The following is a 25978-nucleotide window of genomic DNA, read 5'->3' as shown; positions in this document are numbered from 1 at the left end:
TGCCGGGAGTCGATTACGATCCGACGACGACCCCAAGCGCCTGGAACTCCGGCGGCGATGTCGCCGGGCAAGCCAATGGACTTGATCTTAGGCTCGTAAGCCCGTTTGAAGACGGGTGACGATCTGCAACATGGCGAGATACAATGTCGCTTCGCATCATCTTCATGGGTACGCCCGAATTCTCTGTTCCGACCTTGCGCGCGCTGGTCGATGGCGGGCATGAAATCATCGGTGTCTATACGCAGCCTCCGCGGCCGGGTGGGCGGCGCGGTCTCGATCTGCAGAAGTCGCCGGTGCATCAAGCCGCTGAACTGCTCGGCATTCCCGTCTTTACGCCAGTGAATTTCAAGGATCCGGAAGAACGTGAGCGCTTCAAGGCGCACGACGCCGACGTTGCCGTTGTCGTGGCCTATGGCCTGCTGCTGCCGGAGGCGATCCTGACCGGTACCCGCCTTGGCTGCTACAATGGTCATGCCTCGCTCTTGCCGCGCTGGCGCGGTGCCGCCCCGATCCAGCGGGCGATCATGGCCGGCGACGAAAAGACCGGCATGATGGTGATGAAGATGGACAAGGGGCTGGATACCGGCCCGGTCGCCCTCACCAGCGAAGTCGAGATCGGCGCCAACACCACGGCTGGCGAGTTGCACGACAGACTGATGCATGTCGGTGCCAAGGCGATGGCCGAGGCGATCGTCAAGCTCGAGATGGGCGAGCTGCCCCTGACGCCCCAGCCGTCGCACGGTGTGCTCTACGCCGCCAAGATCGACAAAGGCGAGACGCGGATCGACTTTTCGAAGAACGCTACCGACGTCCACAATCACATTCGCGGCCTGGCGCCGTTTCCCGGCGCATGGTTCGAGGTTGCGATCGGCGGCAAGCCGGAACGTGTGAAGGTGCTGGCGTCCGAGCTCGCACAAGGTCAAGGGGTTGCGGGTGACCTGCTGACCGACGATCTGGTTGTCGCCTGCGGAACCGGCGCCGTACGTCTCACTAAACTGCAGAAGGCTGGCGGCAAGCCGCTACAGGCTGCCGATTTCCTTCGCGGAACGCCGCTTGCATCAGGTACGAGGCTCACCTGATGCATCGCTACCGCATGATCGTCGAATATGACGGTGGCCCTTATGTCGGCTGGCAGCGGCAGGACAACGGACCTTCCGTCCAGGGCGCGATTGAGAAGGCGATTCTTTCGGCAAGCGGCGAAACGGTGTCGATCCGCGGGGCCGGCCGCACCGATTCCGGCGTCCATGCGACAGGCCAGGTCATCCATGCCGATCTTGCCAGGGAATGGTCGCCCTTCAAGCTGCAGAATGCGCTGAACGCCCACCTCAAGATGGCAGGCGAACGGGTCGCGATCATCAACGTGGAAGCGGCCAGCGAGTTTTTCGATGCCCGCTTCTCGGCGCTGCGGCGCCATTATCTCTACCGCATCATCAGCCGCCGGGCGCCGCTGGCACTCGAGGCTGGCAAGGCCTGGTGGGTGCCGAAACCTCTCGATCACGATGCTATGCATGCGGCCGCGCAGACCCTTGTCGGCAAGCACGATTTCTCCACCTTCCGTTCCGCCCATTGCCAGGCGAATAGTCCTGTCCGTACGCTGGATCGGCTGGACGTCACAAGAAGCGGCGAACTGATCGAAATCCGCGCGACCGCACAGAGCTTCCTGCACAACCAGATCCGCTCCTTCGCCGGCACATTGAAGCTCGCCGGCGAGGGGAAATGGACACCAGACGATGTGCGCGCCGCGCTCGAAGCCCGCGACCGCAAGGCTTGCGGCCCGGTGGCGCCGCCGGACGGACTTTATTTCATGCAGGTCGATTATCCCGAGGTGATCACCGATCGCCGGCGGGAAAAGGAGGCACGCGATGACGACGACGATCTATCATAATCCCGCTTGTGGCACCTCGCGCAACACGCTTGCGATGATCCGCCAATCCGGCGAGGAGCCGGTAGTGATCGACTATCTGAAAACGCCGCCGACACGCGAGCGATTGGCCGAGCTGGTCGCTGCGATGGGGATCCCCGTCCGCGCGCTGCTGCGCCAAAAGGGCACGCCCTACGATGAACTCGGATTGGACGATCCATCGCTGAGTGATGACCAGTTGCTCGACGCGATGATCGCGCATCCGATCCTGATCAATCGCCCGATCGTCGTCACGGAAAAGGGCGTGCGGCTCTGCCGGCCCTCGGAGACGGTGCTGGATATCCTGCCGAATGCCTCCATCGGGACCTTCACGAAGGAAGATGGTGAAGTCGTTCAAGGCAAATAGCTGCTAGACGGGATAGATGCCGAGAAAGCGTTGCAGGTATTCCGACAGCATCAGCGACGGGACCAGCAGCACCAGCGTCATCGCGCCAACCATCAGCCCTTGGCCGTGGAAGATCATCCTGAGAATGCGGGCGATGGCGAAGACCTGCGCCAGCATGAAAGCCAAAAGCAGCAGAGACACGAAGCCCATCAGTTGCGGCAGGAAGAAGACCAGCGCCAGCAGCAGCCCGTTGATATAGGAAAGCGGCACACCCAGCCAATTGACGCTGACGATGACGGGCGCGAAACGCTCGCCCTTCTTGAAGGCGAGTAGCAGCAAGCCCGCAAAAACCAGCGGTACGAACCAGTTGGCGGCTTCGACGAGTCCGAGGCGGAAATAGAAGAGCGCGCCGACATTGGTGTGCGGCGGCATCGTTTGCAGGAAGGCCTGGCGCCACCAGAGCCACGAGATCCCCATCGGCGGCAGGCACCAGAAGATCGCCCAGAACGAGCGGTTGACGCCGCGCTCCGACATGTCGAGAAAACGGAAGCCGCGCGGGTCCATGCGGATCAGCAGCCAGATTCCGGCAAGATAGTATTGAACTTCCCTAAAGCCCGGCATTCGCGAACCAGCGCTCGATGAAGGTTTCATAGATTACCGTGAGTCGCTCGAGGTCGGAAACGGCAACGCGCTCATCGACCATATGCATTGTCTGACCAACGAGGCCGAACTCGACGACCGGGCAATAATCCTTGATGAAGCGGGCGTCGGACGTGCCGCCCGTGGTGGAAAGCTTCGGCGACTGGGCGGTTACGCTCTCGACGGCGGAGGATAGCGAGGCGATCAGCGCATTGTTGCGCGTCAGGAAGACGTGGCTCGGACGCTCAGCCCACATGATGTCGTATTTGAGCGGCGGACGGCCGGGGCGCAGCACACCGTCCGCGGCGGCGGCATCGAGCCGGCGCAGGATCTCCTGTTGCAGGCTTTCCGCTGTCCACGTGTCGTTGAAGCGGATGTTGAAGCTCGCTGTCGCCTTGGCCGGCACGACGTTCGTCGCCGGATTGCCGACGTCGATGGTCGTCACTTCGAGGTTCGACGGCTGGAAGTTGTCGGTGCCGGCATCGAATGGCGGGTGCATCAGGGCCTGCGTCAGTTGCAGGATGCCGCGCACCGCGTTGTCGGCCAGATGCGGATAGGCGGCATGGCCCTGGACGCCGTGCACGGTGATTTTGCCGGACAGCGAACCGCGACGACCGATCTTGATCATGTCGCCGAGCTGGTCCGGATTGGTCGGTTCGCCAACGAGGCAGGCATCCCATCGCTCGCCGCGCTCGGCCGCCCACTTGAGCAGCTTGATCGTGCCGTTGACCGCCGGGCCCTCCTCGTCGCCGGTGATCAGGAAGGAGACCGAGCCCTTCGGCGCTCCATGCTTTTCGACATGGCGGGCAATGGCCGCAACGAAGCAGGCAACGCCGCCCTTCATGTCGACCGCGCCACGGCCAAAGAGTTCGCCGTCGGCGATCTCGGCGGCAAAGGGCGGATGCGTCCAGGCCGCTTCGTCGCCAACCGGCACCACATCCGTATGCCCGGCAAACATCAGGTGCGGGCCCTCGGTGCCGAGCCGCGCATAGAGGTTCTCGATGTCGGGCGTTCCCGGTTCCGTCGCCGTCACCTTGTCGACCTTGAAGCCGAGCGGCGACAGCATTGCTTCGAGTGCCGAAAGCGCACCGCCCTCGGCAGGCGTGACGGACGGGCAGCGAATCAGGGTCTGAAGATTGGCGACGGGATCGGTAGCGGTCATGGGAGTGGAACTATCCAGCTGTAATGGCAAAGAAAAGGCAAGCCGGCGATGCCGCCTTGTTGAAATGTGCCGTTCATTTTGCCGGATCAAGTCCGACCGTCAGCGTTCGGGCGGCGCGCGTCTTTTCAGATGCGCGGACCGCCGGAACGCCAAGACTTGATCAGTCGCGCAGCAGTTCGTTGATGCCCGTCTTCGAGCGGGTCTTTTCGTCGACGCGCTTGACGATGACGGCGCAGTAGAGGTGTGGTGCCGGCAAGCCGTTCGCCATGGTGGCGTTGCCCGAAGGCATGGAGCCTGCAACGACGACGGAGTAGGGCGGCACTTCGCCGTACATCACTTCGCCCGTGGCGCGATCGACGATCTTGGTCGACTTGCCGATATAGACGCCCATGCCGAGGACCGAGCCCTCGCGGATGATGCAGCCTTCGACGACTTCCGATCGCGCGCCGATGAAGCAGTTGTCCTCGATGATCGTCGGGCCGGCCTGCATCGGCTCAAGAACGCCGCCAATGCCGACGCCGCCAGAGAGATGCACATGCTTGCCGATCTGTGCGCAGGAACCGACTGTCGCCCAGGTATCGACCATCGTGCCTTCATCGACGAAGGCGCCGAGATTGACGAAGGACGGCATCAACACGACGTTCTTGGCGATATAGGCCGAGCGACGCACGACGCAGTTCGGCACGGCGCGGAAGCCGGCGGCGCGATACTGGTTTTCACCCCAGCCTTCGAACTTGGAAGGCACCTTGTCCCACCAGGTCGAGTTGCCCGAACCGCCCTTGACGACCTCCATGTCGTTCAGGCGGAAGGAGAGAAGCACGGCCTTCTTCAGCCACTGATTGACCTTCCAGGCGCCGTCGCTGCCGCGCTCGGCAACACGTGCCTTGCCGCCATCGAGCAGTTCGAGCGCTGCCTCGACAGCGTCGCGAACTTCGCCCTTCGTGGACGTATTGACGTTGTCACGGTTATCGAAGGCAGCTTCGATTGTCTTTTCAAGGGAAGAAAGGTCGCTGGCGCTCATGGGAATTCCTTAAACTTCGATCTCTATCGTGGAGACCGAAGCCTCCGGAATTGTGATTGGCGGGACGCGATCTGCTCTATCCCATGCAGGGGTAAAATGGAATGATTTTTCGGGGCGTGGTAACTCTCCCAATTCAAAGCAGGAAACGACATACCGGCACCACCTGCCGGGCGTACTGAGAGGCATTTTGACATGGCAAAAACAAAAAACAGCAGGCTGCGGCGCAAGGATGGCGTCTGGGACCCGCTGAAGACGAGCGCAACCGACAAGCATCGCGCCGAAGCCGTGCCGAAAACACCCCAGACGCTGTCGCCTGCCTATCGTCTTGCTTATGTCGATGAAGACTTTCTATGCCGCGAAGAGCTGCGGCCGATCCGCCTGCAGCTGGAGCTGATGAAGCCGGAAATGCTGCTGACCGAGCGCGGCATCAAGTCGACGGTTGTCATGTTCGGCGGCGCCCGCATTCCGGCGCCAGGCCAGAGCGCATGGGCAGCGAGAAACGAAACGCAGCGCGCCAACCTCGAGGCAGCTTCGGTCTACTACGACGAAGCACGCAAGTTCGCCCGTCTGTGCTCGAAATATTCGGCGGGATTCGATTTTCATGAGTATGTCGTCGTTACGGGCGGCGGCCCCGGTGTCATGGAGGCCGGCAACCGTGGTGCGGCTGATGAAGGTGCTCCCTCGATCGGCCTCAACATCGTGCTCCCGCACGAGCAGGCGCCGAACGTCTACGTGACGCCGGAATTGAGCTTCAATTTCCATTATTTCGCGATCCGCAAGATGCACTTCATGGTGCGGGCCAAGGCGATCGCTGTCTTCCCCGGCGGCTTCGGTACGCTCGATGAATTCTTCGAGTGCCTGACGCTGATCCAGACCGGCCGGATGGAAAAGATGCCGTTGATCCTGTTCGGCGAGAAGTTCTGGAGGAGCATCGTCAATTTCGAGGCGCTTGCGGAATTCGGCACGATTGCGCCCGACGATGTCGACCTGATCAGCTTCGTCGATACTGCCGACGATGCCTGGAAGATCATCCAGGATTTCTACGAACACCACGAGTAAGAAAAAGCCCGCCGGTTGGCGGGCTTCGATCTATGTAAGCTCTAGCTTACGGGAACGGACGATCCGGCATGTCGTCGAGCGAGATCGTGCCGTCCTTGTTGCGATCCATCCAGGTGAAGAACTTGTCGAAGGCCGCTTCGGCTTCCTGCTTGGAGATCTGGCCGTTCTCGTCGGTATCGAAGCGCTGCATCATCATCATGCCGCGCATCATCCCGCCATGCATGCCGCGGCGATCCGGACGGCCGTCGGGACCGGGCTGCGATGGCGCCGGCTGAGCATTGTCGGCATCGGCCGGCGGCGCCATCGGCGTAGCATCGTCATCCGTTGCATCATCGGCGGGTGCCTTTACCTTGGCCATCTGCGCTTCGCGGTATTTGCGGATTTCGCCTGGCGTCAGGGAGCCGTCCTTGTCGGTATCGATCGCGACGAAGATTGCCTCCATCCCGTCCTTGGCTTCCTGCTTGGAAATCTGTCCGTCCTTGTTCGTGTCGAACTGCTTCAGCATGCGAACGAAGATGACTTCACGGATCGCGCCCATGCGCGGCCCCATCATCATGCCCATGGCGTGTTGCGGGCGCGACGAATGATGCTTCTTGTCGTGAGAGGCGGCAAAACTGGTGCCGGCTGCGGCACCGACGATCATGACGGAGGAGAGTGCGGCCAGTATCAGCTTGTTTCGTGACATCTCAATTCCTTTCGATCTGCAATCACAATGAGGACTACAGGTGAAAGGGTAGGGCCGGTGCGGCAAATTGCCCAATTAAAGATCGGTAAGCTGGATGAAATTTCTGTAATCTAGTCGGCAATCTTCGCAAGAAAATCAGTGAGATCGTCGGTCACGAAGTCGATGTGATCGTCCTCTCCGCTGGTCTTTTCCCACCATTCGACGACCGTGTCCTCGAGATTGTTCGGCACCAGCAGGACCGTCTGCATGCCGAGCGCTTTCGGGACCTTCAAGTTGCGTGGGAGATCCTCGAACATCGCCGCCTTGCCGGTTTCGATCCGCTTCAGCGCAGTGAACTTGTCATAGGTCTCCTGCGCCGGTTTCGGCACGAAATCGGCGGCCACGATGTCGAAGATGTCGTCGAAATGCTCGAGGATGCCGAGCGCGCCCGCCGCCATCTCGGCATGCCTGACGCTGCCATTGGTGAAGATGAACTTGCGGCCCGGCAGGGCCTTGATTGCCGCGCCGAGTTCCGGCTGCGCCGTCAGGCTCGAATAGTCGATCGCATGCGCCTTCTCGAGGAAGTCGTTCGGATCGATACCGTGGTGGATCATCAGCCCCTGCAGGGTCGTACCGTGATCGAGGTAGTACTGTTTCTGCAGCTTACGCGCCTCGTCCCGCTCCATCTGCAGCAGGGTCGCGACATAGGCCGTCATGTTCTTGTCGATTTGCGCGAAAAGATTGACGTGGTGCGGATAGAGCGTGTTGTCGAGGTCGAAAACCCACTCGGTCACATGCGAGAAGTCCGCCTTGGTCGGCGTGCGATCTATCTTGGTCATGCGGTCGTTATGGCACGGCTTGCCGGGCAAGGAAATCGGCAAGAAAAAATAGACGCCCGATTTGCGGCGGACGCAGCCGGGAAGGGATGGTAGAACGCCTCATGCTCTTCGACCTTCCCAGTGACGACGCGCTTTACGATGCGCTGATTGCCCGCAGCCCGGCCTATGAAGGCCTTGCCTATGTCTGCGTCAAGACAACCGGCATCTTCTGCCGGCTGACCTGCCCGGCTCGTAAACCGAAGCGGGAAAACACGCTGTTCTATGGTTCTATCGCCACCTGCATGCAGTCCGGATTTCGGCCCTGCCAACGCTGCCGGCCTCTGGAGGAGGCGGGCAGGGAGCCGATCGTCGACCAGCTCCTCACCGCGCTCGACCGCGATCCCGCAGTGCGATGGACGGAGGACGATCTGATTGCGGGCGGCTACGATCCCTCGACCGTACGGAGAGCCTTCAAGCGATCCCTCGGCATGACCTTTCTCGATATCGCCCGTTATCGCCGTCTTGGCGAGGCGGCGAGACAGCTGGCGAATGGCGCCCGTGTCATCGACGCTCAGATCGAGGCAGGGTATGAATCGGGCAGCGGCTTCCGCGCGGCATTTCAGCGGCTGATCGGCAAAGCGCCCGCGCTATCGCAGAAACGCGACCTTCTGCGTGCGGATTGGTTCGAAACGCCGCTCGGCCCCATGGTTGCTGTGGCCGACCAGACGCATTTGCATCTCCTCGAATTCCACGACCGCAAGGCTCTGCCTGCTGAGCTGGACAAGCTGCAGCGCAAGACGCGCTCTACCGTCGCGGCCGGCCGCACGCCGGCGATCGAGCAGATCGATGCCGAGCTGAAGGCGTATTTCGATGGCAGATCGGCATCCTTCCGGACGCCGCTTGCGCTGGGTTTCGGCACGGCTTTCGAGCGGCAGGTCTGGTCGAAGCTGATGGAGATACCCGTTGGCGAGACACGCGCCTACGGCGACATTGCGCGCGATATGGAAAACCCGCAGATCGTACGCGCGGTCGGCCGCGCAAACGGGGCGAACCAGATGGCGATTGTCATCCCCTGCCACCGGCTGATCGGCGCCGATGGCTCACTGACTGGCTACGGCGGCGGGCTCTGGCGCAAGCAATGGCTTTTGCGACACGAAAATGAGATGAAATCCAAGAGATTGTCTGTGGAGGGAATTCAATGAATCAGGCTGAGAAGGCAAAGGCGTTCGGCGCCTTGCATCAAAAGGGCAATCCCGTCGTCCTTTATAACATATGGGACGCCGGAACGGCGAAGGCGGTGACCGAAGCCGGCGCAAAGGCGCTGGCGACGGGAAGCTGGTCGGTCGCGGCAGCACAGGGCTATGGTGATGGTGAAAAGATTCCGATGGAGGCGTTGATCGCCACCACCCGCCAGATCACCGCGGTCAACGGCCTGCCTCTCTCGGTCGATTTCGAGGGTGCCTATTCCACCGATCCGGCGGGTGCTGCCACCAATGTCGAAAAGCTGATCGACGCCGGCGCAGTCGGTATCAACTTTGAAGATCAGGTGGTTGGCGGCGAAGGGCTGCACGCCGTCGAGAAGCAGGTCGCCCGCATCCGCGCCATCCGCGAGATGGCGGACCGCCGCGGCATTGCCTTCTTCATCAATGCACGCACCGATCTGTTCCTGCGCGAAGGTGATCTTTCGAAGCATGCCGGTCTGGTTGAGGAAGCGATCGAGCGCGGCAAGGCTTACGCTGCCGCCGGCGCCAACGGCTTCTTCGTGCCTTGGCTGATCGACGAGGGTCTCATCGAGAAGGTCTGCGCCGCGTCGCCGCTGCCGATCAACATCATGATGCGGCCGGGCGCCCCCGACGTGAAAACGCTGGCGAAGCTCGGTGTCAGCCGCGTCAGCTACGGGCCGGGACCATATCGGGCGATGATGGAGAAGCTGAAAGAGGCAGCCGCGGCGGTCTATGCCGCCGCGGGCTAACAGAGGTCCGGAAAAGGCTCAGGGAACGATCAGCGTTCCCGCGCCGTGCTCGGTGAAGATCTCGAGCAGCACTGAATGGGCGGTCTTGCCGTTCAGGATGACGACACCCTGGACGCCGGCCTTGATCGCGTCGATGCAGGTCTCGACCTTCGGGATCATGCCGCCGGAGATCGTGCCGTCGGCGATCAGCGCGTGCGCCTGCGCGACGGACAATTCCTTGATCAGGTTGCCCTGCTTGTCGAGAACGCCAGGAACGTCAGTTAGGAAAAGCAGGCGGGTGGCGTTCAGCGCACCGGCGATCGCGCCGGCAAACGTGTCGGCGTTGATGTTGTAGGTAGCGCCGTCGCGGCCGGGGGCGACCGGTGCGATGACCGGGATCATCTCCGAGCGGGCAAGCAGGTCAAGCAGCGTGCGGTCGACTTCGACGACCTCGCCGACGAAGCCGAGATCGAGCACGCGCTCGATGTTCGAATCCGGGTCCTTGATCTTCTTCTGCGCCTTTTCAGCGAAGACCATGTTGCCGTCCTTGCCGCAAAGGCCGATCGCCCATTCGCCCGTCTGGTTGATGAGCGCGACGATTTCCTTGTTGATCGAACCGGCGAGAACCATTTCGACGATCTCGACTGTCTTGGCGTCGGTGACGCGCAGGCCGCCTTCGAACTTCGATTCGATGCCCATCTTCGTCAGCATCGCGCCGATCTGCGGGCCGCCGCCGTGGACGACGATCGGATTGACGCCGGACTGTTTCAAGAGCGCGATGTCGCTCGCGAAAGCCTTGCCGAGCTCGGCATTGCCCATGGCATGGCCGCCGTACTTCACGACAATCGTCTTATTCTCGTAGCGCTGCATGAAAGGCAGGGCCTGCGCAAGCAGGCGTGCCTGGGTTTCGCTTTCGGACTGGTTCATGGGATACCCCGCGGAATTGATCGCGGCCTTTTATCTCAAGTTTTTGACAGATGGAATAATCCAGAGGCCATTAGTTTGCCGTATCAGCTGGCAGTAAGCCCGGGGAGTCGGGCTAGTGGTAAGGGGCATGGCATGACAAGCGACGAAATCGCGCATCTGATCAGCCTGGTGGCGATCGGCGATCGCAAGGCCTTTGCCACGCTCTATCGCGAGACCAGCCCGAAACTCTTTTCCATCTGCCTGCGTATTTTGAAAGACAGAACCGAGGCCGAGGAATCGCTTCAGGAAGTCTACGTGAAGATTTGGCAGCGTGCCGGCGTGTTCGCTGCCGGATCCGGTGCGCCGTCTTCCTGGCTCGCGGCAATCGCGCGCAACCAAGCGATCGACATCATGCGCGCGCGAAAGCCGATTGCCGACGAAATCGATAGTGCCTACGACCTCGCGGATGACGAACCCTCCCCCGAGATACAGACTGTGATCAAGGATGAAGGAAGGCGCATTGACACCTGCATGGAAGAGTTGGAAGCTGATCGGGCAATGGCGGTGAAGAAAGCTTACGTCGAAGGGCAAAGCTATCAGGAACTGGCCGATCAGTTTGGCGTCCCTTTGAACACGATGCGCACATGGCTGCGTCGCAGCCTCTTGAAACTGAGAGAGTGCATGGAACGATGACATCGCCGGATCAGAGCAAGGGAGGCCGCTCCCGCGACGAGGTACTCGCCGGTGAGTATGTTCTTGGTGTTCTTTCCTTCAAGGATCGGCGAGTTGTAGAGGAGCGGATGCGTCGCGACAGGCAGTTCGCGGCCATCGTCAGCCGCTGGGAAACCAATCTCTCCTCCTTCAACGACGATTACGACGTCGTTAGCCCCAGCCAGGAAACGTTCAAGCAGATCGAGGCGCGGTTGTTTGGTGCGCCTGAAGCAACCCCGGCGCCGGCGCGTGGAGTGTGGGGTTCGCTCATTTTCTGGCGCTGCCTCGCGCTCGTCTCGTTGTTGATCACCGCGGGCGCACTAACGATTGCCACCGTTGCCGTCACTCCGCCTCAGGCCCCTGCACCGCTCGTGGCTGAACTGACAGCCTCCAGCAGCCAGGTCAATCTACTTGCCTCCTATGAACGACAGAGCGGAAAACTGCGGATCGTACCCATCGCCACCGGCAAGCCCGAAGAGAAGTCGCTGGAGCTCTGGCTTGTTCCGGCAAGCGGTGCACCAAGATCGCTTGGCGTATTTCCTCCCGGTCAGGCAGGCGAATTGGTCATCCCTGTCGATATGCGCGGCAGCGTAGACGAAGGCGCGACTCTGGCGGTCAGCCTCGAGCCTTTCGGCGGCTCGCCGACCGGGCAGGCCACCGGGCCGATCGTGGCAAGCGGTACGGCGCACCGCCGTTGACCTTTTTTCAGCAAGTTTGCGCTCTGGCTGAAACTCTCCCCACGAGCCTCTCGTAGATCCTCATGTCCGTAAGGAATGTCGGCATCCGGTCGGCTTAGCCACGGACGCTAGAGGAGAACCATCATGATGAAGTCCGCACTGCGCTTGAGCGTGCTTGCTGCTGCCGTTTCCGCATTTGCTTTCGCTGCGCAGGCCAAGAACCCAATGGTCGGTGGCGCCGCAATGTATCCGACCAAGGATATCGTGCAGAATGCCATGAACTCCAAGGATCACACGACGCTGGTTGCGGCGGTAAAGGCTGCTGGTCTGGTATCGACGCTGGAAGGCAAGGGACCTTTCACAGTCTTTGCTCCGACCAATGAAGCCTTCGCGGAATTGCCCGCCGGCACGGTCGATACGTTGCTGAAGCCGGAAAACAAGGCCCAACTAACGAAGGTCCTGACTTGCCACGTCGTCGCCGCTGACGCGATGGCCAAAACCGTTGCCAAGATGATCAAGGCCGACGGCGGCGAACACGACATCAAGACGGTCGGCGGTTGCGTGCTGAAGGCCAAGGAAAACATGGGCAAGATCACGATCACCGATGAAAACGGCGATGTCGCCCATGTGACCATCGCTGACGTGAAGCAGTCCAACGGCGTCATCCACGTCGTTGACAAGGTTCTGCTGCCGAAAATGTAAGCCGGTTCAGGCAGTCAGCGTAAGGCGCCCAATTCCATCTGGGCGCCTTCTTTCATTTCCAGTTGGCGATCCCGACCGTTTGGGCAATCGCCTCACGCAGGTCATCGAGACCCTCGCTCTTTTCCGAGGAGGTGGCGATGATGCCGGGATAGGCGGCCGGCCGTTTTTTGATCTTTTCCGCGGTGTCCGCGAGCAGCTTGGTCACAGCCGGTGGTTTGATCTTGTCCGTCTTGGTCAGAACGATCTGATAGGAGACCGCCGCCTTGTCGAGCAGATCCAGAACCTCGTCATCGTTCTTTTTCACGCCGTGGCGGCTGTCGATCAGCACATAGACCCGCTTCAGCGTCGCGCGGCCGCGCAGGTAATCGAAGACGAGCTTCGTCCAGGCGTCGACCTGGTCCTTCGGCGCCTGCGCGTAGCCGTAGCCCGGCATGTCGACCAGCGCCATCGGTGGCAGGTCGCCGGCTTCACCGGAGTAACCCTCCGGCACGAAGTAGTTGAGTTCCTGCGTGCGCCCCGGCGTATTCGAGGTACGCGCCAGCCCCTTGTGACTGACGAGCGCATTGATCAGTGACGACTTGCCGACGTTCGATCGGCCGGCAAAGGCCACTTCCAGCGGCCCTTCCGGCGGCAGGAACTTCAGGGACGGTACGCCGCGGATAAAGGTCCAGGGGCGCCCGAACAGCGGCTTGTCGTTCTTGTTGTCGGTCATTCGGCCTTTTCCAGTCCAGATCCAATGTGCCTATGGCATTCAGGTTTCGGGCGATTTTGTCAACCGACCGGCAGCTGCCAGGTTACCGCAGCAATGCCGGCTGAAATGAAAAGCCCCGCCGAAGCGGGGCTTTGGTCATTTCTCCGTCGGGGCCGGCTTTCGTTTGAAGAGCCCCTTCAGGTTGCTGAAGAGTTCGATCTTCACGCCGTGGCGCTTCATGATCACCGACTGCTGGATCACCGACAGCGTGTTGTTCCAGGCCCAGTAGATGACCAGACCTGCCGGGAAGCTCGCCAGCATGAAGGTGAAAACCAGCGGCATCCAGTTGAAGATCATTGCCTGCGTCGGATCCGGCGGCGTCGGGTTCATGCGCATCTGCAGGAACATCGTCACACCCATGATCAGCGGCCAGACGCCGAGATGCAGGAAGGCGGGAGCCGCAAACGGCAGCAGGCCGAAGAGGTTGATGAACGACGTCGGATCGGGCGCCGAAAGGTCCTGGATCCAGCCGAAGAACGGCGCGTGCCGCATCTCGATGGTGATGTAGATCACCTTGTAGAGCGAGAAGAAGATCGGGATCTGCAGTGCGATCGGCCAGCAACCGGCGATCGGATTGATCTTTTCTTCCTTGTAGAGCGCCATCGTCGCCTGTTGCAGGCCCATGCGGTCGTCGCCGAACTTGGCCTTCAGCTCTTCCATCTTCGGCTGCACGCGCTTCATGTTCGCCATCGAAGCGTACTGCTTGCTGGCGAGCGGGAAGAACAGCGCCTTGACGACGATGGTGGTCATCAGAATGGCGACGCCGAAGTTTCCGAAGTAACGGAAGAAGAAGTCCATCAGCCTGAACATCGGCTTCGTCAGGAAGTAGAACCAGCCCCAGTCGATCAACCGGTCAAACTTCGGGATCGAATAGGTCTTCTCGTAGCCGTCGATGACAGGAACTTCCTTGGCGCCGGCGAACACGAGGTTCTTCAGTTCAAGCGACTGGCCAGGAGCGACGGTAACGGCGTTCTGCTTGTAGTCGGCCTGGAAACGCGGCTGACCATCCGTGAAGTGCGTGAAGCGTGCATCGTACGGGGTCTGCTGCGGCGGAATGATCGTTGCCGCCCAGTACTTGTCGGTGATGCCGAGCCAGCCACCGGTTGCCGTTGCCGGCGTTACGGCTTCCTTCTCGACAGCGGCGTACTTGCTCTCGAGCAGGCTGTCGCCGATCACGCCGATGAAGCCTTCGTGCAGCACGTAGGTCGAGGCAACGGCAGGCTTGTTGTAACGGGTGACGCGGCCATAGGAGGACAATGCCGCCGGAGCCTGGCCCGCATTGGTAACCTTGTCGGTGACCGTGAACATGTAGTGCTCATCGACCGAGATCGTGCGGGCAAAGGTGATGCCCTTGTCATTGGTGTAGGTCAGCGTAACCGGTGTCGTTTCGGTCAGCTTGGCGCCTTCCGGTGCGGTCCAGACGGTCGAGGGACCCGGAACGCTGCCGGTGGTGGCGTCGCCGATGTAGCCGAGTTCGGCGAAGTAGCCGTCCTTCGTCTCCGACGGGCTGAAGAGCGTGATGATCGGGCTCGAATCATCCACGGTCTCGTGATAGCCCTTGAGCTTCAGGTCATCGAGACGGGCGCCGACGAGGTTGATGGAGCCGGCAAGAGCGGCGGTATCGATCGTGACGCGCGGGTTCTTGGCAAGTGCGTCAGCAAGCGAGGTTGTCGCGGCAGCCTGGCCGGAAGGCGCGGCGCCACTCGTCTGGGCCGTACCCGCGCCACCCGCAGCAGGGGTCTGCACCTGTTCGGTCTTCTGCTGCGCTTTTTGAGCGAGTTCAGCCTTGCGCTGCGCTTCGATGCGCGGATTCATGTAGAGGAATTGCCACCCGAGAACGATCAGCACGGAGAGGGCGATCGCAATGAAGTAGTTGCGGTTGTTTTGCATCATACGTTCCTGGGGCGGCCGTCTCCGGACCGCTTGTGTTTCGGCTTGGTCTCGACGCGAGTTTTGAGCTCTGCGGCTAATTTTTCGAAGGGTGCTTGCAGCACGTCTCTTCGCGCGACAACCACATAGTCGTGTCCGGGCTGCATTGCAAACCCTGCATGAAGTCGCACCGCCTCTTTCAGGCGCCGCCTCATGCGGTTTCTTTCGACCGAGTTGCCATGTTTCTTGGTGACGGTGAAGCCGACGCGGGCTTCGGCCTCTGGTTCCTTCCGGTCGAGGACTTCGAGCAGGAAGAAGCTGCCCCTGCGCTTTTCGCCATTGCGGACAGCAAGAAACTGCGGGCGGCTTTTCAGCCGCCCGGCAGTCATTTTCTTCTTATTGGTCGTCAATTCGCCCGCCATCTCTTATCGGGCAATTCGGCCTTAGGCCGAAAGACGCTTGCGGCCGCGTGCGCGGCGAGCAACGATAACCTTACGGCCGCCCTTGGTGGCCATGCGTGCACGGAAACCGTGGCGGCGCTTGCGAACAAGCTTGGATGGTTGGTAGGTACGCTTCATTTATTTAAACACCGCGGAGTGCGGCCCTTCTTGAATTTGCATATTGCAAGGAGCGTTGTTTTTCGAACGGGCGAGGCTAACGAGAGCCTTATATGACCGGACGTGCGGCGGCTTATACGGATGAAGGCCGTCAAAGTCAATTATCGCCCGGAATTTCTGGATTTCAGCCCAGCGCTACAAGATTTAGCGACGCACATTAATGTTTGTGACGGCGCGTTAAAGTCGGCCGTGCGTAATATTTTTCTTCGTTCGCAACTGCTGCGCGCATTCTCGGGGCGATCTAGCGTTTTTCGGCGCAAAAAACCAAACGTTGACGACTAAGTACAGGTAATTTTTTGTAGTTAGGCGGCCAAGCATCCGAAATCTAACGTTAATTTATTTCGGCCAAATTTAGCTATCGGCCGGAAAGCTTTCCCGGCTTGTCATCAGTTTCTGGGGGGCTTCCTTTGAAAATCCGAGGTAAGATCAATCTGCTCGTTTCCGCCATGTGCGGCGTTGCATTGCTGATCGGGGCAACGGCACTTTGGGCCGTGCATCAATATGACGAGAATCTGTCGGCATATGAAGACGCGTCTGATCGCGCTTACTATGGCGAGCGCCTCAACCGCTTCGTGACGGCGACGGTCATGGAGGCCCGCGGAATCTACGGCGCTCCCTCGACAAAGGAAGCCGCTGCCTTCGCCAAGGGGCTGCTGACGGATCTCGATCAGATCGACAAGGTAATTGCCTCCTGGGCTCCGCTGGTTCCTGAAAGCCAGAAAGACACCTTCGTGAAAATGACCGAGCGCGCCAAGGAATTCCGCGCGTTCCGCGCTGAAACAGCCCGCCTCGGCACCGAAGTGAGCCCGCAGGCAGCGAACGAGCAGGGCAACAACGACGCCAACCGAGCCAATCGCAAGGCTTTCCAGGCGGAGATCGATGCGATCGTCGCCACCGACAAGGCGACACTCGATGCTGTCAATGCGCAGGTCGAAAGCTCGCGCACCTCCGTCTTGTGGCTCGTGATTGCGATTACCGGTGTTGGCATTGTGGCTGGCGTCGGTATGGGCTTCTACATCGGCACCATTCAGCTCAGCCGCCCGATCAAGAAGGTCACGGACGCGATCAAGCAGGTTGCCGACGGTAACTTTGAGGCCGAAGTGCCTTTCGCGGGACGTCAGGATGAAATCGGCGAAATGGCCGCCGCCGTCGCTGTCTTCAAGGAGAATGGTCTCGCCGTACGTCGCATGAATGCGCAGGAAACCGCCATGCGCGCCAAGAGCGACGATCTGCAGTCCAGCATGTCCGTCGTCGTTGCATCCGCAGCCGCCGGCGACTTCAGCCGCCGCATCGAAAAGGACTACGGCGACGACAACCTCAACCAGTTCGCCAGCAACATCAACCATCTGCTTTCCAGCATCGATGCGGGTGTCGGCGAAACGCGCCGGGTGATTGCAAGCCTGGCGGAAGGCGACCTGACGCAGACGATGCGCGGCAACTTCCAGGGCGCCTTCGCCGAACTGCAGCAGAACGTCAACAGCACATTCGCGACGCTGCAGACAACGATGCGCGAAGTACGCGAGACGGCCGAAGGCTTCCACGGCAACACAAACGAGCTGCGCGCCGCAAGCGACGACCTTTCCAAGCGTACCGAGCAGCAGGCCGCTGCCCTCGAAGAGACCTCGGCGGCGCTCGACGAGATCACCGCGGTCGTCAACAATTCGACCGAGCGTGCTCAGGAAGCCAGTGTCATGGTCTCCGAGGCCAAGGACGACGCCGGCAAGTCGGGCGTGGTCGTCCGCAATGCCGTCGACGCCATGGGTCGCATTGAGCAGGCTTCGCGCGAAATCAGCCAGATCATCAACGTCATCGACGAGATCGCCTTCCAGACGAACCTGCTGGCGCTGAACGCAGGCGTCGAAGCGGCGCGTGCGGGCGAGGCAGGCAAGGGTTTCGCTGTCGTCGCTCAGGAAGTTCGCGAGCTGGCACAGCGTTCGGCAACCGCCGCTAAGGACATCAAGGGCCTGATCACCAAGTCCGGCGATGAAGTACAGGTTGGCGTAAAGCTGGTGCAGGCGACTGGCGAGGCGCTGTCCCAGATCGAACGCCGTGTCAACGCGATCAACGACCATATCCACTCGATCGCGACGGCTGCGAAGGAGCAATCAACTGGCCTCAAGGAGGTCAATACCGCCGTCAATCAGATGGATCAGGTGACGCAGCAGAACGCTGCCATGGTCGAGGAAACCTCGGCAGCAACGCACAAGCTCTCCGGCGAAGCCGATGGTCTTGTCCGCCTGATCTCACGCTTCAAAGTCTCCAACGTGCCGGCAGCGGCCGCCGTCGCCGTCGCGCGCCATCAGGAACATCGTCCGGTGGCCTCTCCGGCCCGTCGCGCCATGGGGACCGTCGCGCGGGCGTTTAGCGGCAACGCCGCCGTTGCCGAGCAGAATTGGGAAGAATTTTAAACGCCCTGCGCTCCCTTGGACAAAGACGAAACGCCGCCTCAGGGCGGCGTTTCCATTTGTCGCAAATGGCCTTGCTCGCAAAGATTTGAAAGCGGACCGTCATCGTCTAATATAGAACGCGCAAAGGGCGCCCGGCGCCAAGCGGACGAAAGACAATGCAAGCCCACGATCAAGGCGACAATCTTCTCCCAGACGGTGCTGCCGGGACCGAGCCCGACCGGGCGGACCAGCGCCCGTCCGGCATGTTCGGCGGGCTTTCCGGCAAGTTGCTGTGGCTGACGGTTGTCTGCATCATGCTCGCCGAGGTGCTGATCTTCTTTCCGTCGGTTGCCACCATGCGCCTGCGGTGGCTGGACGAAAGGCTGAATGCCGCGGCTGCGGCCGCGATCGTGATCGACGGTCTACAGCCGGTGGAACTGCCGCGCGCGCTGCAGAAGGAAACGTTGGAAGCGACCGGCACCAAGGCGATCGTGCTGCGGAAAGAGGGCACCTCGCGCCTACTTGCGACGACGGACATGCCGACCTCGGTCGATGAACAGTATGATTTGACCGACGTGCCATCAGTGACCGCGATTCGCGACGCGCTCGATACGATGATTTTTGGCGGCAACCGCCTGATCCGCGTCTATGGTCCGGTACAGGACACCAATACCGGTGTCGAAGTGCTTATGAAGGACAAGCACCTCCGCAATGCGATGCTTGTTTATTCCCGCAACGTCTTTCTGCTGTCGATCCTGATTTCACTGTTTACCGCGACGCTGGTGTTCTTCGCGATCAACCGCATCCTGATTCGGCCGATTCGCGAGCTGACCGGCAGCATGCAGCATTTCTCCTCCGATCCGGAAAATCCGCAGAATGTCTTTGTCGGCGACGGCGGTCGCGACGAGCTTGCCGTTGCCGGACGGCACCTGACCTCCATGCAGTTGGAACTGCAAAAGACGCTGAAGCAGCAGAGAAACCTTGCAGCGCTCGGCCTAGCAGTTTCCAAGATCAACCACGACATGCGCAACATCCTGGCCTCGGCACAGCTGATGTCGGACCGTCTCGTGGACGTCGATGATCCGATGGTGAAGGCCTTTGCGCCAAAGTTGCTACGCACAATCGACCGCGCCGTCGGTTATACGACTGAGGTGCTGTCCTATGGCCAGGCAAGCGAAGCGGCACCCCGTCGGCGCCGCATCCGGCTCTATGACCTGACCCAGGACGTGAAGGACATGTTGGCGATCGATGCTCAGAGCGGTATCGAGTTCGTCGGCCAGGTCGCGCCCGAGCTCGAGGTCGATGCAGACAGCGAGCAATTGTTTCGTGTCATCCACAATCTCTGTCGCAACGCCGTGCAGGCCCTCAGCGCACCGGCGGTAGCGCGTGGAGCCGACGGCGCCAAGCGCATCACCGTTTCGGCGCAGCGTGTCGGTAGCGTGGTCAGCATCATCGTCGATGATACCGGGCCCGGTATGCCGCAAAAGGCCAGACAAAATCTCTTTGCTGCCTTCCGCGGCTCGGCCCGCTCCGGCGGCACGGGCTTGGGGCTGGTGATCGCCCGCGAACTCGTGCTGGCGCACGGTGGCACCATCGCTCTTGTGGAAAAGCCTTCGGTTGGAACGCAGTTTCGCATCGAGATTCCGGATCGCCCGCTATCGCTGGACGACTACCGCGGCCGCGCGCTGCAGGAAAAGTGATGCATTTTGCGCATTTCCGCTCTGCGCCATCAAAGTCGCGATTTTTTCAGAAAGCCTATTGCAATCCCCGAAAGGACCCTTTAGAGAACCGCCCACGCAAGCGGTTCGGCCGCTTCGGCACGCACCCGTAGCTCAGCTGGATAGAGCACCAGACTACGAATCTGGGGGTCAGGAGTTCGAATCTCTTCGGGTGCGCCATTCTCTTCCTCATATCATATTTATGTCTGGTTGGCGCCGTACTGCGCGCACAACCATCCCTCTGCGGCTTAGGCAAAAAAAGCCCCGCCGACTCGGCAGGGCTGCAGGGATTCGGTCTACGGTGGCGTCAGCTATCGTTAGTGACGGCAAACCGTCTTGTACTTGGTAATCTCATGGTGATGGCTGCGCACCTGGTAGGGTTCCCTCCAGCAACGCTGGTAGGAAGAATAGTGGCGATCGCGCCAGTAGCGTGGCGGCGGGCCGTGGCGATAGTTGGGCCGGTAATCATCATGGTAGCCCGGCGTTCCAATAATCACTCTGACATTATCGGCAAACGAAGGGGCGGCTGTTGATGCAAGCGATGTCAGGACAATGGCTGCTACGGTAATAAGCTTTTTCATGTTTTACTCCTTTGAGCACGTAACGCCGTTGGCTAGGCGTTTGTTTCAAAGGATATTTTTCTCAACATGAACCTTGGCTGAGGCGGCCGTTCATAAACGTCGCCGTCAGTCAGTCCCAAGACGGCGAGGGTAGTCGACGCGCCTACCGCCGCAATAGAGCGATTATGAGATCGCGGCGATCAACGCTTTTCTTCGATTGTTCGGATGTAAGGAAGGCCGCTTGTGATCTGCGAGGCTGCGTTAGAACGACATGCACGTCAGTCATGAAAATGACGTGACTCCAACCAGGGTATGGTGTGAGACCCGCAAGTCTTCCCGAGACTCACCAAAGTCAGCCGATGTGTGTTTCAGGCGGCAATCACCTGATCCGCCGCCCGTGGAATCGAGTCGTTACGGTCGGTGACTGAAGCGGGCGATTTGCGCATTCTTCATCAGGTTGCGAAAGTTGGGACCGCTGACATGTACCAAGGTCGTATGGTCGCCGCCCTCGAAATAGACGTCGCTGGCGTTGCCGAGGCTTTCGTCGAGAATGACAGGCACGTCGTAGGCCGATCCGATCGGCGGGACCGCACCTATATCGCAATCGGCGAAAAGTGTGCTGACTTCATTTTCCGAGGCGAGGCCGAGGCGCTTGTTCATCACATCCTGCAGCGTGCTGAGCTCGAGCCGGTGAGTGCTCGGAACAACGGCCAGTACATATCCCATTTCGTGATGGACGACGACAGATTTGGCGAGCCTGCTGCCCGGAACATGGGCGGCCTGCGCTGACTGGCTGGTCGTCGCTGTACGATGATGAGGCACGGTGTCGTAGGCGATGCCTTCACCGTCGATATAGTCCTGAAGCTTCCTTGCGATGGTCATCTTGGGTTCCCCTTAAGATTGCGTCGGAAGGCATACAAGGCATTCTCCTCTCATCGTCCGCGAAGTCAACGGCGGAGGGTGCAATGCCTGATGACCGCCACAGGACGATGGCGGTCACGCAAGTTCGACGCACCACTTTGGCGCGCCGGCTGTCGCCTCCCTAGGCGGAGACTCTCACCTCGCCATGCTTGGCCAGTGTCTCCTCCGTCGAAAGCACGGAGGCGTAGGCAAATGCGAACGCCGCCATGAACGCCGCATGCGCTTGTGCGGCAGGAACCAGCGTGCCGTTGAATTCGAGGTCGCGTGTTGCGCAGGCATCATGGACAACCGTTACCCGGTAGCCGAGATCGCTGGCGGCGCGTGTCACGGCATCGATGCACATGTGGCTCATGCTGCCGACGACCGTCACCTCTTCGATGCCATGACGATCAAGCGTCGCCTTCAGCTCTGTTTCACGGAACGCGTTGACATGGTTCTTCACGATGACGGTCTCGCCCGGTCGATTCAGCACCTTCTGATGAATCTGTGCACCCTCGGACCCAGCAAGGAAGAAAGCCGCAGTCTCGCCGATCGACTCATGCCTGACGTGGATGACTAGGTCGCCGGCATCGCGGGCCGCCGCGACGATCCGTGCAGCATTATCGGCAGCGGCATCGGCGCCGCTCAACGGCCATTTGCCATTCGGGAAATAATCGTTCTGAATGTCGACGACGATGAGGGCTTGTTTGGTCATGTCCTGATATCCTTTCATTCCTTCCGGGACGGTCCCGTCCGTTGATGGACAAACTATGTCTGAAGCGGCATGGTGTGGATTGGCGAAATTGACATTATCGAGGTCAAAACTGACAAATGAGCCACGCCGACGCACCGACCGAGATCGGCATCCTGCTCTATCCGCACGTCCAACTCGCGGCCGTCTATGGGCTGACTGATCTATTCAATCTGGCGAATCGGTTTGCAACGAGGCAACGGACTTCCGGGAGCCCGGCGTTGCGCGTGAGCCATTGGCAGCAGACAGAAGCCGCGGAGGCGGTCGAGCGCGTATTCGATACGGCACCTGGCACCACGGGGTCGCCCGACGTGCTGCTGCTGCCCCCGAGCTTCGGCGAACCGATGACATCCGACGAAGCAGCTCCGCTGGCCCAATGGCTTCGCCAGCGGCATGCCGAAGGAACGACGCTGAGTTCCGTCTGCATCGGCGCGTTCCTGCTTGCCGAGACCGGCCTTCTGGCGCACCGGATGGCGACGACCCACTGGACCTACGCGGCTGTACTGGCTGAGCGCTTTCCCGATGTGCGGGTCGATACCGACAAGCTCATCATCGATGAAGGCGACGTCATTACCGCCGGAGGCCTGATGGCCTGGACCGATCTCGGCCTGAAGCTCGTCGACAGATTGCTGGGATCGGCTGTCATGCTGGAGACGGCACGCTACCTCCTGGTGGATCCGCCTGGCAGGGAGCAACGCTGCTACAGCAGCTTCTCGCCGCGCCTGAACCATGGAGACGAACCGATCCTGAAGGTTCAGCATTGGCTGCACGCGAGCGGCGCGCGCCAAGTCACGCTGCCCGCGATGGCCGAGTGCGCGCGCCTGGAAGAGCGCACCTTCCTTCGCCGTTTCCACAAGGCGACAGGGTTTCGACCGACGGAATACTGCCAGCATCTGCGGGTCGGCAAGGCGCGTGAAATGCTGGAGTCATCGAAACGTACCGTCGAGCAGATCGCCGTTGCTGCCGGCTACGAGGATCCGGGCGCCTTCCGCAAGGTGTTCCAGAAGATTACCGGCCTGTCGCCGGGAGACTACCGCAGCCGCTTCGGATTGAACGGCAGGGTATGAATTGAGGCCGGCTGGCTAGCTTGGCGCAACATTGCGACGCGATGGTGCAATGGGCGCTGCGTGGGCAGCGATTCATGGCGCATGGCCGGAGGAAATATGCTGAGGAATACGGTGCAAGCGTTTGCGTTGTGCGCGGTCATGGCAACGCTTGCCAGCTGCGTCGATGCCAATATGCCGACACTTGTACCCGTTGCATGGCCTTCCGATCCACCACTCAATCTGCCGGCAGTTGCCCATCACATCTGCACCGGCGACAGCAATTTCATGTACCGGGAATCAAAGAAGCAGTACGAGCTGCGCGCCGGAATGGGCCGCTATCCGATCGATCCCGCCCAGCAGGAAGCGACCGCGATCGCCGCGGCACAACGGCAGTATGTTACCTGCCTGTCGAGCCAAGGGTATCGAATTTACGGCCGATAAGCTCGCTGGCTGAAGCCTGCCGCCTAGCCCGCTGTGGCGCCTGCCGCGTCAGCCCGCTTCACGCGCAATCGCCGCTGATCACGACTGCAGGAGGGAGCGTGTGATCGCGGAACTTTGCTACGCAGGAACGCATTTTTCTTTGATAAATCCAAGAAGGAGGATTTATCATGAACATGTCCAACATTGCTTTCGCCCTGTCAGCCGGAGCGCTCCTCCTACTGCCATCAACTGTTCCCGTGCAGGCGGCGCCTATGCAGCAGGTTCCTCTCCCAAGCGCCTCGAACGTCGAAATGGTGCAGTACAATCAGCAGCGGGCAGGCTATTTCAACGGCTATCGCGGCTCGCGCACTGAGCGCGCCGGCACCCGCCGCGGGCCAGATGGCTACTGGTATCCGTTGGCTGCCTTCGGTGTTGAGGGCGGTACGACAGGTTCCATCGGCACTCAGCCGGTGCGACCCATGCAGCGCCAGACCTACTGCCAGAACACGTTTGGCGGCACCAACGGTGATGGCAGCATGCCCTGCGACAACGGCTACTGATGACGTAACGTCCTGAATGTGAGGCGGGATAGCTCCCGCCTTCACATTCACTGCTTCCTCAATTGCTGGTGATACTTTTTCGAGGTTCGTCGGCGAAGGGCGACTCACAACAGATCGTATCGGTGCTCCGCCGTTTGGCCCACTACCGCAGTCGAGCTCCACATCAATTCGCGTTCCGCAGCGTAGACGTTCCCCCGGCTAGTTCGCATAATTCGGCGTGATAGCAATTGGCGAGAGTTCGAGTCACTGGGCCCCTCATCGGTCCTCGAATGGGAATTCTGACGTCTCATCGCGCAATTCCGGCAGATTGAGCGCCGTATTTCGCCCAAAAAATTGACTAGTTGATCAAAAATGCCACAAAAAGAGGCCAACTGCAGTTGCGAGGTATGCGTTATTTGCATTGCTGCGTTGCGGTAATCTCCCTATTCCTGATCGAAACAATGGGCTATCTATTACCTCGAAGGCAGCGCACTCCTCCTCCCAGCGCTCCTTCATCGGACTGACAACACTCCTCCTCCCAGTTGTCAGTCAGGATCAAGAGCCCGGTGCACCTCCTCCCGCACCGGGCTCTTTTCTATTTTGCCTCCTGCATCGACAAATCGTGGCTTCTCGCTCGCAGAGACGTGCGCCGTCGCGCTACATTGCTTGGCGTGTAGCGGGCGGTGGGCTGCCGCAAGTCCGCATCAACGAAAATTCCCCATAGGCAACCGCCGACGATCTGATATATCAGGCTGATAACGTGACGCGGATGCCGAAGCTGCTTCGGCCGACATGATACGACATGCTTGAGAGGAGTTGACTGATGAGATGGAAGCGCACGATCCAGCTTCTGGATGTTCACGCCGAAGGGGAGATCGGCAAGGTCGCAATCGGCGGCGTGCCGAAGATCCCTGGCAATACGGTTGCCGAACAACTGAACTGGCTGAACACCGATCCAAAGGGTCAGGAACTCCGTCGTTTCCTCTGCCTCGAGCCACGTGGCGCTCCGATCGGCTCCGTCAATCTGCTGCTGCCGCCGAAGCATCCGGATGCCGATGCGGCTTTCATCATCCTGCAGCCCGATCAGGCGCACGCCAGCTCGGGTTCGAACTCGATTTGCGTCACGACGGCATTGCTGGAATCCGGCATCGTCGAGATGAAGGAGCCGGAAACCATCGTCACGCTGGAAACGGCCGCCGGCCTCGTCAAGGCGACAGCGACCTGCCGCGATGGGCGTTGCGAGAAGGTCAAGCTCACCATGGTCCCGTCTTTCGTGCAGGAACTCGACGTTGACGTCGACACGCCGCACTGGGGAAAGATCAAGGTCGATATCTGCTACGGAGGTATCTTTTACGCGCTCGTCGATGTCGGGCAGATCAATCTGACAATTGAGAAGGGCAATGCCGCGGCTCTCGTACAGGCCGGCATGGTGCTGAAGGAGCTGATCAATCGCAGCATCGAGGTCGTCCATCCGGAAATTCCGGCGATCTCTGGCGTTGCCTATGTCATGTTCCGCGACCTCGAGGCCGACGGCACTGTTCGCACCTGCACCACCATGTGGCCGGGCCGCGCCGATCGCTCACCCTGCGGCACGGGCAATTCCGCCAACCTTGCGGCACGACACGCGCGCGGCCAGGCGAAGGTCGGGGATGTCTTCAAGTCGCGTTCGATCATCGGCTCGGAGTTCGAAGTCGGATTGCTGGCGGAAACCGAAGTTGCTGGTCGTCCCGCAATTGTCCCGACGATCGCGGGTCGCGGGTTCACCTTCGGTCTTTCGCAGGTCGCGCTCGACCCCTTCGATCCGCATCCAGGCGGCTTTGCATTGACGGACGTCTGGGGGCCTTTGGCGGGCGAGATCTGACGC

At 60.5% G+C, this 25978-nt stretch carries 28 protein-coding genes and 1 tRNA gene; 16 read left to right on the top strand and 13 right to left on the bottom strand.

Translation table 11 applies throughout. From position 1 onward, the window contains the following. Positions 1-143 precede the first annotated feature (143 nt). From fmt to arsC, 3 genes are read left to right on the top strand one after another with little or no spacing between them, the layout of a single operon-like run. Entirely contained in the window at positions 144-1079 is a 936-nt protein-coding gene (fmt, locus tag FHT97_RS05755; RefSeq protein WP_183860493.1) for a methionyl-tRNA formyltransferase, read from the top strand. Then, positions 1079-1885, top strand: coding sequence for a tRNA pseudouridine(38-40) synthase TruA (gene truA, locus FHT97_RS05750; protein WP_183860491.1), 807 nt, complete (start codon positions 1079-1081; stop codon positions 1883-1885). Before fmt ends, truA begins: the two co-directional genes overlap by 1 nt. Next, complete coding sequence (gene arsC / locus FHT97_RS05745) at positions 1863-2267, top strand: arsenate reductase (glutaredoxin) (RefSeq protein ID WP_183860489.1); 405 nt, start codon at positions 1863-1865, stop codon at positions 2265-2267. Before truA ends, arsC begins: the two co-directional genes overlap by 23 nt. Before the next feature lie 3 nt (positions 2268-2270). On the opposite strand, the gene FHT97_RS05740 is transcribed toward arsC, so the two are convergent. The 3 genes from FHT97_RS05740 to dapD all read right to left on the bottom strand — a co-directional run bounded on the left by FHT97_RS05740 (position 2271) and on the right by dapD (position 5068). Then, on the bottom strand, positions 2271-2867 hold the full coding sequence (locus tag FHT97_RS05740; protein WP_183753179.1) for a hypothetical protein: 597 nt from the start codon (positions 2865-2867) through the stop codon (positions 2271-2273). Further along, entirely contained in the window at positions 2854-4047 is a 1194-nt protein-coding gene (dapE, locus tag FHT97_RS05735) for a succinyl-diaminopimelate desuccinylase (RefSeq protein WP_183860487.1), read from the bottom strand. Before dapE ends, FHT97_RS05740 begins: the two co-directional genes overlap by 14 nt. A gap of 160 nt (positions 4048-4207) precedes the next feature. Further along, positions 4208-5068: a 2,3,4,5-tetrahydropyridine-2,6-dicarboxylate N-succinyltransferase gene (gene dapD, locus FHT97_RS05730; protein ID WP_183753170.1), complete on the bottom strand. Its 861-nt coding sequence runs from the start codon at positions 5066-5068 to the stop codon at positions 4208-4210. Positions 5069-5260: 192 nt separating this feature from the next. On the opposite strand from dapD, the gene FHT97_RS05725 reads away from it, so the two are divergent. Beyond that, complete coding sequence (locus FHT97_RS05725; protein ID WP_183860485.1) at positions 5261-6127, top strand: LOG family protein; 867 nt, start codon at positions 5261-5263, stop codon at positions 6125-6127. Positions 6128-6173: 46 nt separating this feature from the next. On the opposite strand, the gene FHT97_RS05720 is transcribed toward FHT97_RS05725, so the two are convergent. Continuing rightward, positions 6174-6812 (bottom strand): EF-hand domain-containing protein, encoded by a 639-nt coding sequence (locus FHT97_RS05720; protein ID WP_183860483.1) that lies wholly within the window; start codon positions 6810-6812, stop codon positions 6174-6176. 110 nt (positions 6813-6922) lie between these two features. Continuing rightward, entirely contained in the window at positions 6923-7630 is a 708-nt protein-coding gene (locus FHT97_RS05715) for a pyrimidine 5'-nucleotidase (RefSeq protein WP_114711094.1), read from the bottom strand. 101 nt (positions 7631-7731) lie between these two features. On the opposite strand from FHT97_RS05715, the gene FHT97_RS05710 reads away from it, so the two are divergent. After that, positions 7732-8811: a trifunctional transcriptional activator/DNA repair protein Ada/methylated-DNA--[protein]-cysteine S-methyltransferase gene (locus tag FHT97_RS05710; RefSeq protein WP_183860768.1), complete on the top strand. Its 1080-nt coding sequence runs from the start codon at positions 7732-7734 to the stop codon at positions 8809-8811. Beyond that, positions 8808-9581 carry an isocitrate lyase/phosphoenolpyruvate mutase family protein gene (locus FHT97_RS05705; RefSeq protein WP_183860481.1) on the top strand — a complete coding sequence of 258 codons (774 nt, stop codon included), beginning with the start codon at positions 8808-8810 and terminating at the stop codon, positions 9579-9581. Before FHT97_RS05710 ends, FHT97_RS05705 begins: the two co-directional genes overlap by 4 nt. An 18-nt stretch (positions 9582-9599) precedes the next feature. Here FHT97_RS05705 and argB read toward each other — a convergent pair whose 3' ends face one another. Beyond that, a complete protein-coding gene (argB, locus tag FHT97_RS05700; RefSeq protein ID WP_016552548.1) occupies positions 9600-10487 on the bottom strand; it encodes an acetylglutamate kinase in 888 nt (295 codons plus the stop codon). 132 nt (positions 10488-10619) lie between these two features. Here argB and FHT97_RS05695 point away from each other — a divergent pair, with 132 nt between their 5' ends. From FHT97_RS05695 to FHT97_RS05685, 3 genes are all read left to right on the top strand, one after another. Beyond that, on the top strand, positions 10620-11159 hold the full coding sequence (locus tag FHT97_RS05695) for a sigma-70 family RNA polymerase sigma factor (RefSeq protein WP_183860479.1): 540 nt from the start codon (positions 10620-10622) through the stop codon (positions 11157-11159). Next, positions 11156-11875, top strand: a complete 720-nt coding sequence (locus tag FHT97_RS05690) for an anti-sigma factor (RefSeq protein WP_183860478.1) — start codon at positions 11156-11158, stop codon at positions 11873-11875. The genes FHT97_RS05695 and FHT97_RS05690 overlap by 4 nt, the downstream gene beginning before the upstream one ends. A gap of 123 nt (positions 11876-11998) precedes the next feature. Beyond that, a complete protein-coding gene (locus FHT97_RS05685) occupies positions 11999-12556 on the top strand; it encodes a fasciclin domain-containing protein (protein WP_183753160.1) in 558 nt (185 codons plus the stop codon). Between the two features lie 52 nt (positions 12557-12608). Here the strand turns inward: FHT97_RS05685 and yihA are convergent, their stop codons facing one another. From yihA to rpmH, 4 genes are all read right to left on the bottom strand, one after another. Further along, the gene (gene yihA, locus FHT97_RS05680) at positions 12609-13268 is read right to left on the bottom strand and encodes a ribosome biogenesis GTP-binding protein YihA/YsxC (RefSeq protein ID WP_183753158.1); all 660 of its coding nucleotides are present in this window, start codon (positions 13266-13268) and stop codon (positions 12609-12611) included. A gap of 135 nt (positions 13269-13403) precedes the next feature. Beyond that, entirely contained in the window at positions 13404-15197 is a 1794-nt protein-coding gene (gene yidC, locus FHT97_RS05675) for a membrane protein insertase YidC (RefSeq protein WP_183753156.1), read from the bottom strand. Next, complete coding sequence (gene rnpA / locus FHT97_RS05670) at positions 15197-15598, bottom strand: ribonuclease P protein component (protein ID WP_016552554.1); 402 nt, start codon at positions 15596-15598, stop codon at positions 15197-15199. The genes yidC and rnpA overlap by 1 nt, the downstream gene beginning before the upstream one ends. Positions 15599-15619: 21 nt before the next feature. Next, positions 15620-15754, bottom strand: coding sequence for a 50S ribosomal protein L34 (gene rpmH / locus FHT97_RS05665; protein WP_016552555.1), 135 nt, complete (start codon positions 15752-15754; stop codon positions 15620-15622). A gap of 446 nt (positions 15755-16200) precedes the next feature. Between rpmH and FHT97_RS05660 the strand changes: the two genes are divergently transcribed. The 3 genes from FHT97_RS05660 (at position 16201) to FHT97_RS05650 (ending at position 20078) form a co-directional block, all read left to right on the top strand. Then, positions 16201-18201, top strand: a complete 2001-nt coding sequence (locus FHT97_RS05660; protein WP_183860476.1) for a methyl-accepting chemotaxis protein — start codon at positions 16201-16203, stop codon at positions 18199-18201. Between the two features lie 155 nt (positions 18202-18356). Next, positions 18357-19880, top strand: coding sequence for a HAMP domain-containing sensor histidine kinase (locus FHT97_RS05655; protein WP_183860474.1), 1524 nt, complete (start codon positions 18357-18359; stop codon positions 19878-19880). Between the two features lie 121 nt (positions 19881-20001). After that, positions 20002-20078 (top strand) — tRNA-Arg (locus FHT97_RS05650). Positions 20079-20215: 137 nt separating this feature from the next. Here the strand turns inward: FHT97_RS05650 and FHT97_RS05645 are convergent. The 3 genes from FHT97_RS05645 to FHT97_RS05635 all read right to left on the bottom strand — a co-directional run bounded on the left by FHT97_RS05645 (position 20216) and on the right by FHT97_RS05635 (position 22073). Then, a complete protein-coding gene (locus FHT97_RS05645) occupies positions 20216-20479 on the bottom strand; it encodes a hypothetical protein (RefSeq protein WP_016552558.1) in 264 nt (87 codons plus the stop codon). Positions 20480-20869: 390 nt separating this feature from the next. Further along, positions 20870-21340, bottom strand: coding sequence for an aminoacyl-tRNA deacylase (locus FHT97_RS05640; RefSeq protein WP_183753148.1), 471 nt, complete (start codon positions 21338-21340; stop codon positions 20870-20872). 160 nt (positions 21341-21500) lie between these two features. Next, complete coding sequence (locus FHT97_RS05635) at positions 21501-22073, bottom strand: cysteine hydrolase family protein (protein WP_183860472.1); 573 nt, start codon at positions 22071-22073, stop codon at positions 21501-21503. A gap of 116 nt (positions 22074-22189) precedes the next feature. Between FHT97_RS05635 and FHT97_RS05630 the strand changes: the two genes are divergently transcribed. The 4 genes from FHT97_RS05630 to FHT97_RS05615 all read left to right on the top strand — a co-directional run bounded on the left by FHT97_RS05630 (position 22190) and on the right by FHT97_RS05615 (position 25975). Beyond that, positions 22190-23176 carry a GlxA family transcriptional regulator gene (locus FHT97_RS05630; protein WP_183860470.1) on the top strand — a complete coding sequence of 329 codons (987 nt, stop codon included), beginning with the start codon at positions 22190-22192 and terminating at the stop codon, positions 23174-23176. A gap of 96 nt (positions 23177-23272) precedes the next feature. After that, a complete protein-coding gene (locus FHT97_RS05625) occupies positions 23273-23596 on the top strand; it encodes a hypothetical protein (protein WP_016552562.1) in 324 nt (107 codons plus the stop codon). 167 nt (positions 23597-23763) lie between these two features. Further along, positions 23764-24135 (top strand): surface protein, encoded by a 372-nt coding sequence (locus tag FHT97_RS05620; protein WP_183860468.1) that lies wholly within the window; start codon positions 23764-23766, stop codon positions 24133-24135. Between the two features lie 802 nt (positions 24136-24937). Then, on the top strand, positions 24938-25975 hold the full coding sequence (locus tag FHT97_RS05615) for a 4-hydroxyproline epimerase (protein ID WP_183860466.1): 1038 nt from the start codon (positions 24938-24940) through the stop codon (positions 25973-25975). Positions 25976-25978 lie beyond the last annotated feature (3 nt).

This window comes from Rhizobium sp. BK399 (genome assembly GCF_014194695.1).
Lineage (GTDB): Bacteria > Pseudomonadota > Alphaproteobacteria > Rhizobiales > Rhizobiaceae > Rhizobium.
The sequence above is the reverse complement of the archived record's forward strand: the minus strand, read 5'-3'. Positions and strand labels throughout refer to the sequence as shown.

Coding starts and splice junctions, on each gene's coding strand:
- fmt (WP_183860493.1), top strand. CDS start 144: ATGTCGCTTCGCATCATCTTCATGGGTACGCCCGAATTCTCTGTTCCG.
- truA (WP_183860491.1), top strand. CDS start 1,079: ATGCATCGCTACCGCATGATCGTCGAATATGACGGTGGCCCTTATGTC.
- arsC (WP_183860489.1), top strand. CDS start 1,863: ATGACGACGACGATCTATCATAATCCCGCTTGTGGCACCTCGCGCAAC.
- FHT97_RS05740 (WP_183753179.1), bottom strand. CDS start 2,867: ATGCCGGGCTTTAGGGAAGTTCAATACTATCTTGCCGGAATCTGGCTG.
- dapE (WP_183860487.1), bottom strand. CDS start 4,047: ATGACCGCTACCGATCCCGTCGCCAATCTTCAGACCCTGATTCGCTGC.
- dapD (WP_183753170.1), bottom strand. CDS start 5,068: ATGAGCGCCAGCGACCTTTCTTCCCTTGAAAAGACAATCGAAGCTGCC.
- FHT97_RS05725 (WP_183860485.1), top strand. CDS start 5,261: ATGGCAAAAACAAAAAACAGCAGGCTGCGGCGCAAGGATGGCGTCTGG.
- FHT97_RS05720 (WP_183860483.1), bottom strand. CDS start 6,812: ATGTCACGAAACAAGCTGATACTGGCCGCACTCTCCTCCGTCATGATC.
- FHT97_RS05715 (WP_114711094.1), bottom strand. CDS start 7,630: ATGACCAAGATAGATCGCACGCCGACCAAGGCGGACTTCTCGCATGTG.
- FHT97_RS05710 (WP_183860768.1), top strand. CDS start 7,732: ATGCTCTTCGACCTTCCCAGTGACGACGCGCTTTACGATGCGCTGATT.
- FHT97_RS05705 (WP_183860481.1), top strand. CDS start 8,808: ATGAATCAGGCTGAGAAGGCAAAGGCGTTCGGCGCCTTGCATCAAAAG.
- argB (WP_016552548.1), bottom strand. CDS start 10,487: ATGAACCAGTCCGAAAGCGAAACCCAGGCACGCCTGCTTGCGCAGGCC.
- FHT97_RS05695 (WP_183860479.1), top strand. CDS start 10,620: ATGACAAGCGACGAAATCGCGCATCTGATCAGCCTGGTGGCGATCGGC.
- FHT97_RS05690 (WP_183860478.1), top strand. CDS start 11,156: ATGACATCGCCGGATCAGAGCAAGGGAGGCCGCTCCCGCGACGAGGTA.
- FHT97_RS05685 (WP_183753160.1), top strand. CDS start 11,999: ATGATGAAGTCCGCACTGCGCTTGAGCGTGCTTGCTGCTGCCGTTTCC.
- yihA (WP_183753158.1), bottom strand. CDS start 13,268: ATGACCGACAACAAGAACGACAAGCCGCTGTTCGGGCGCCCCTGGACC.
- yidC (WP_183753156.1), bottom strand. CDS start 15,197: ATGCAAAACAACCGCAACTACTTCATTGCGATCGCCCTCTCCGTGCTG.
- rnpA (WP_016552554.1), bottom strand. CDS start 15,598: ATGGCGGGCGAATTGACGACCAATAAGAAGAAAATGACTGCCGGGCGG.
- rpmH (WP_016552555.1), bottom strand. CDS start 15,754: ATGAAGCGTACCTACCAACCATCCAAGCTTGTTCGCAAGCGCCGCCAC.
- FHT97_RS05655 (WP_183860474.1), top strand. CDS start 18,357: ATGCAAGCCCACGATCAAGGCGACAATCTTCTCCCAGACGGTGCTGCC.
- FHT97_RS05645 (WP_016552558.1), bottom strand. CDS start 20,479: ATGAAAAAGCTTATTACCGTAGCAGCCATTGTCCTGACATCGCTTGCA.
- FHT97_RS05640 (WP_183753148.1), bottom strand. CDS start 21,340: ATGACCATCGCAAGGAAGCTTCAGGACTATATCGACGGTGAAGGCATC.
- FHT97_RS05635 (WP_183860472.1), bottom strand. CDS start 22,073: ATGACCAAACAAGCCCTCATCGTCGTCGACATTCAGAACGATTATTTC.
- FHT97_RS05630 (WP_183860470.1), top strand. CDS start 22,190: ATGAGCCACGCCGACGCACCGACCGAGATCGGCATCCTGCTCTATCCG.
- FHT97_RS05625 (WP_016552562.1), top strand. CDS start 23,273: ATGCTGAGGAATACGGTGCAAGCGTTTGCGTTGTGCGCGGTCATGGCA.
- FHT97_RS05620 (WP_183860468.1), top strand. CDS start 23,764: ATGAACATGTCCAACATTGCTTTCGCCCTGTCAGCCGGAGCGCTCCTC.
- FHT97_RS05615 (WP_183860466.1), top strand. CDS start 24,938: ATGAGATGGAAGCGCACGATCCAGCTTCTGGATGTTCACGCCGAAGGG.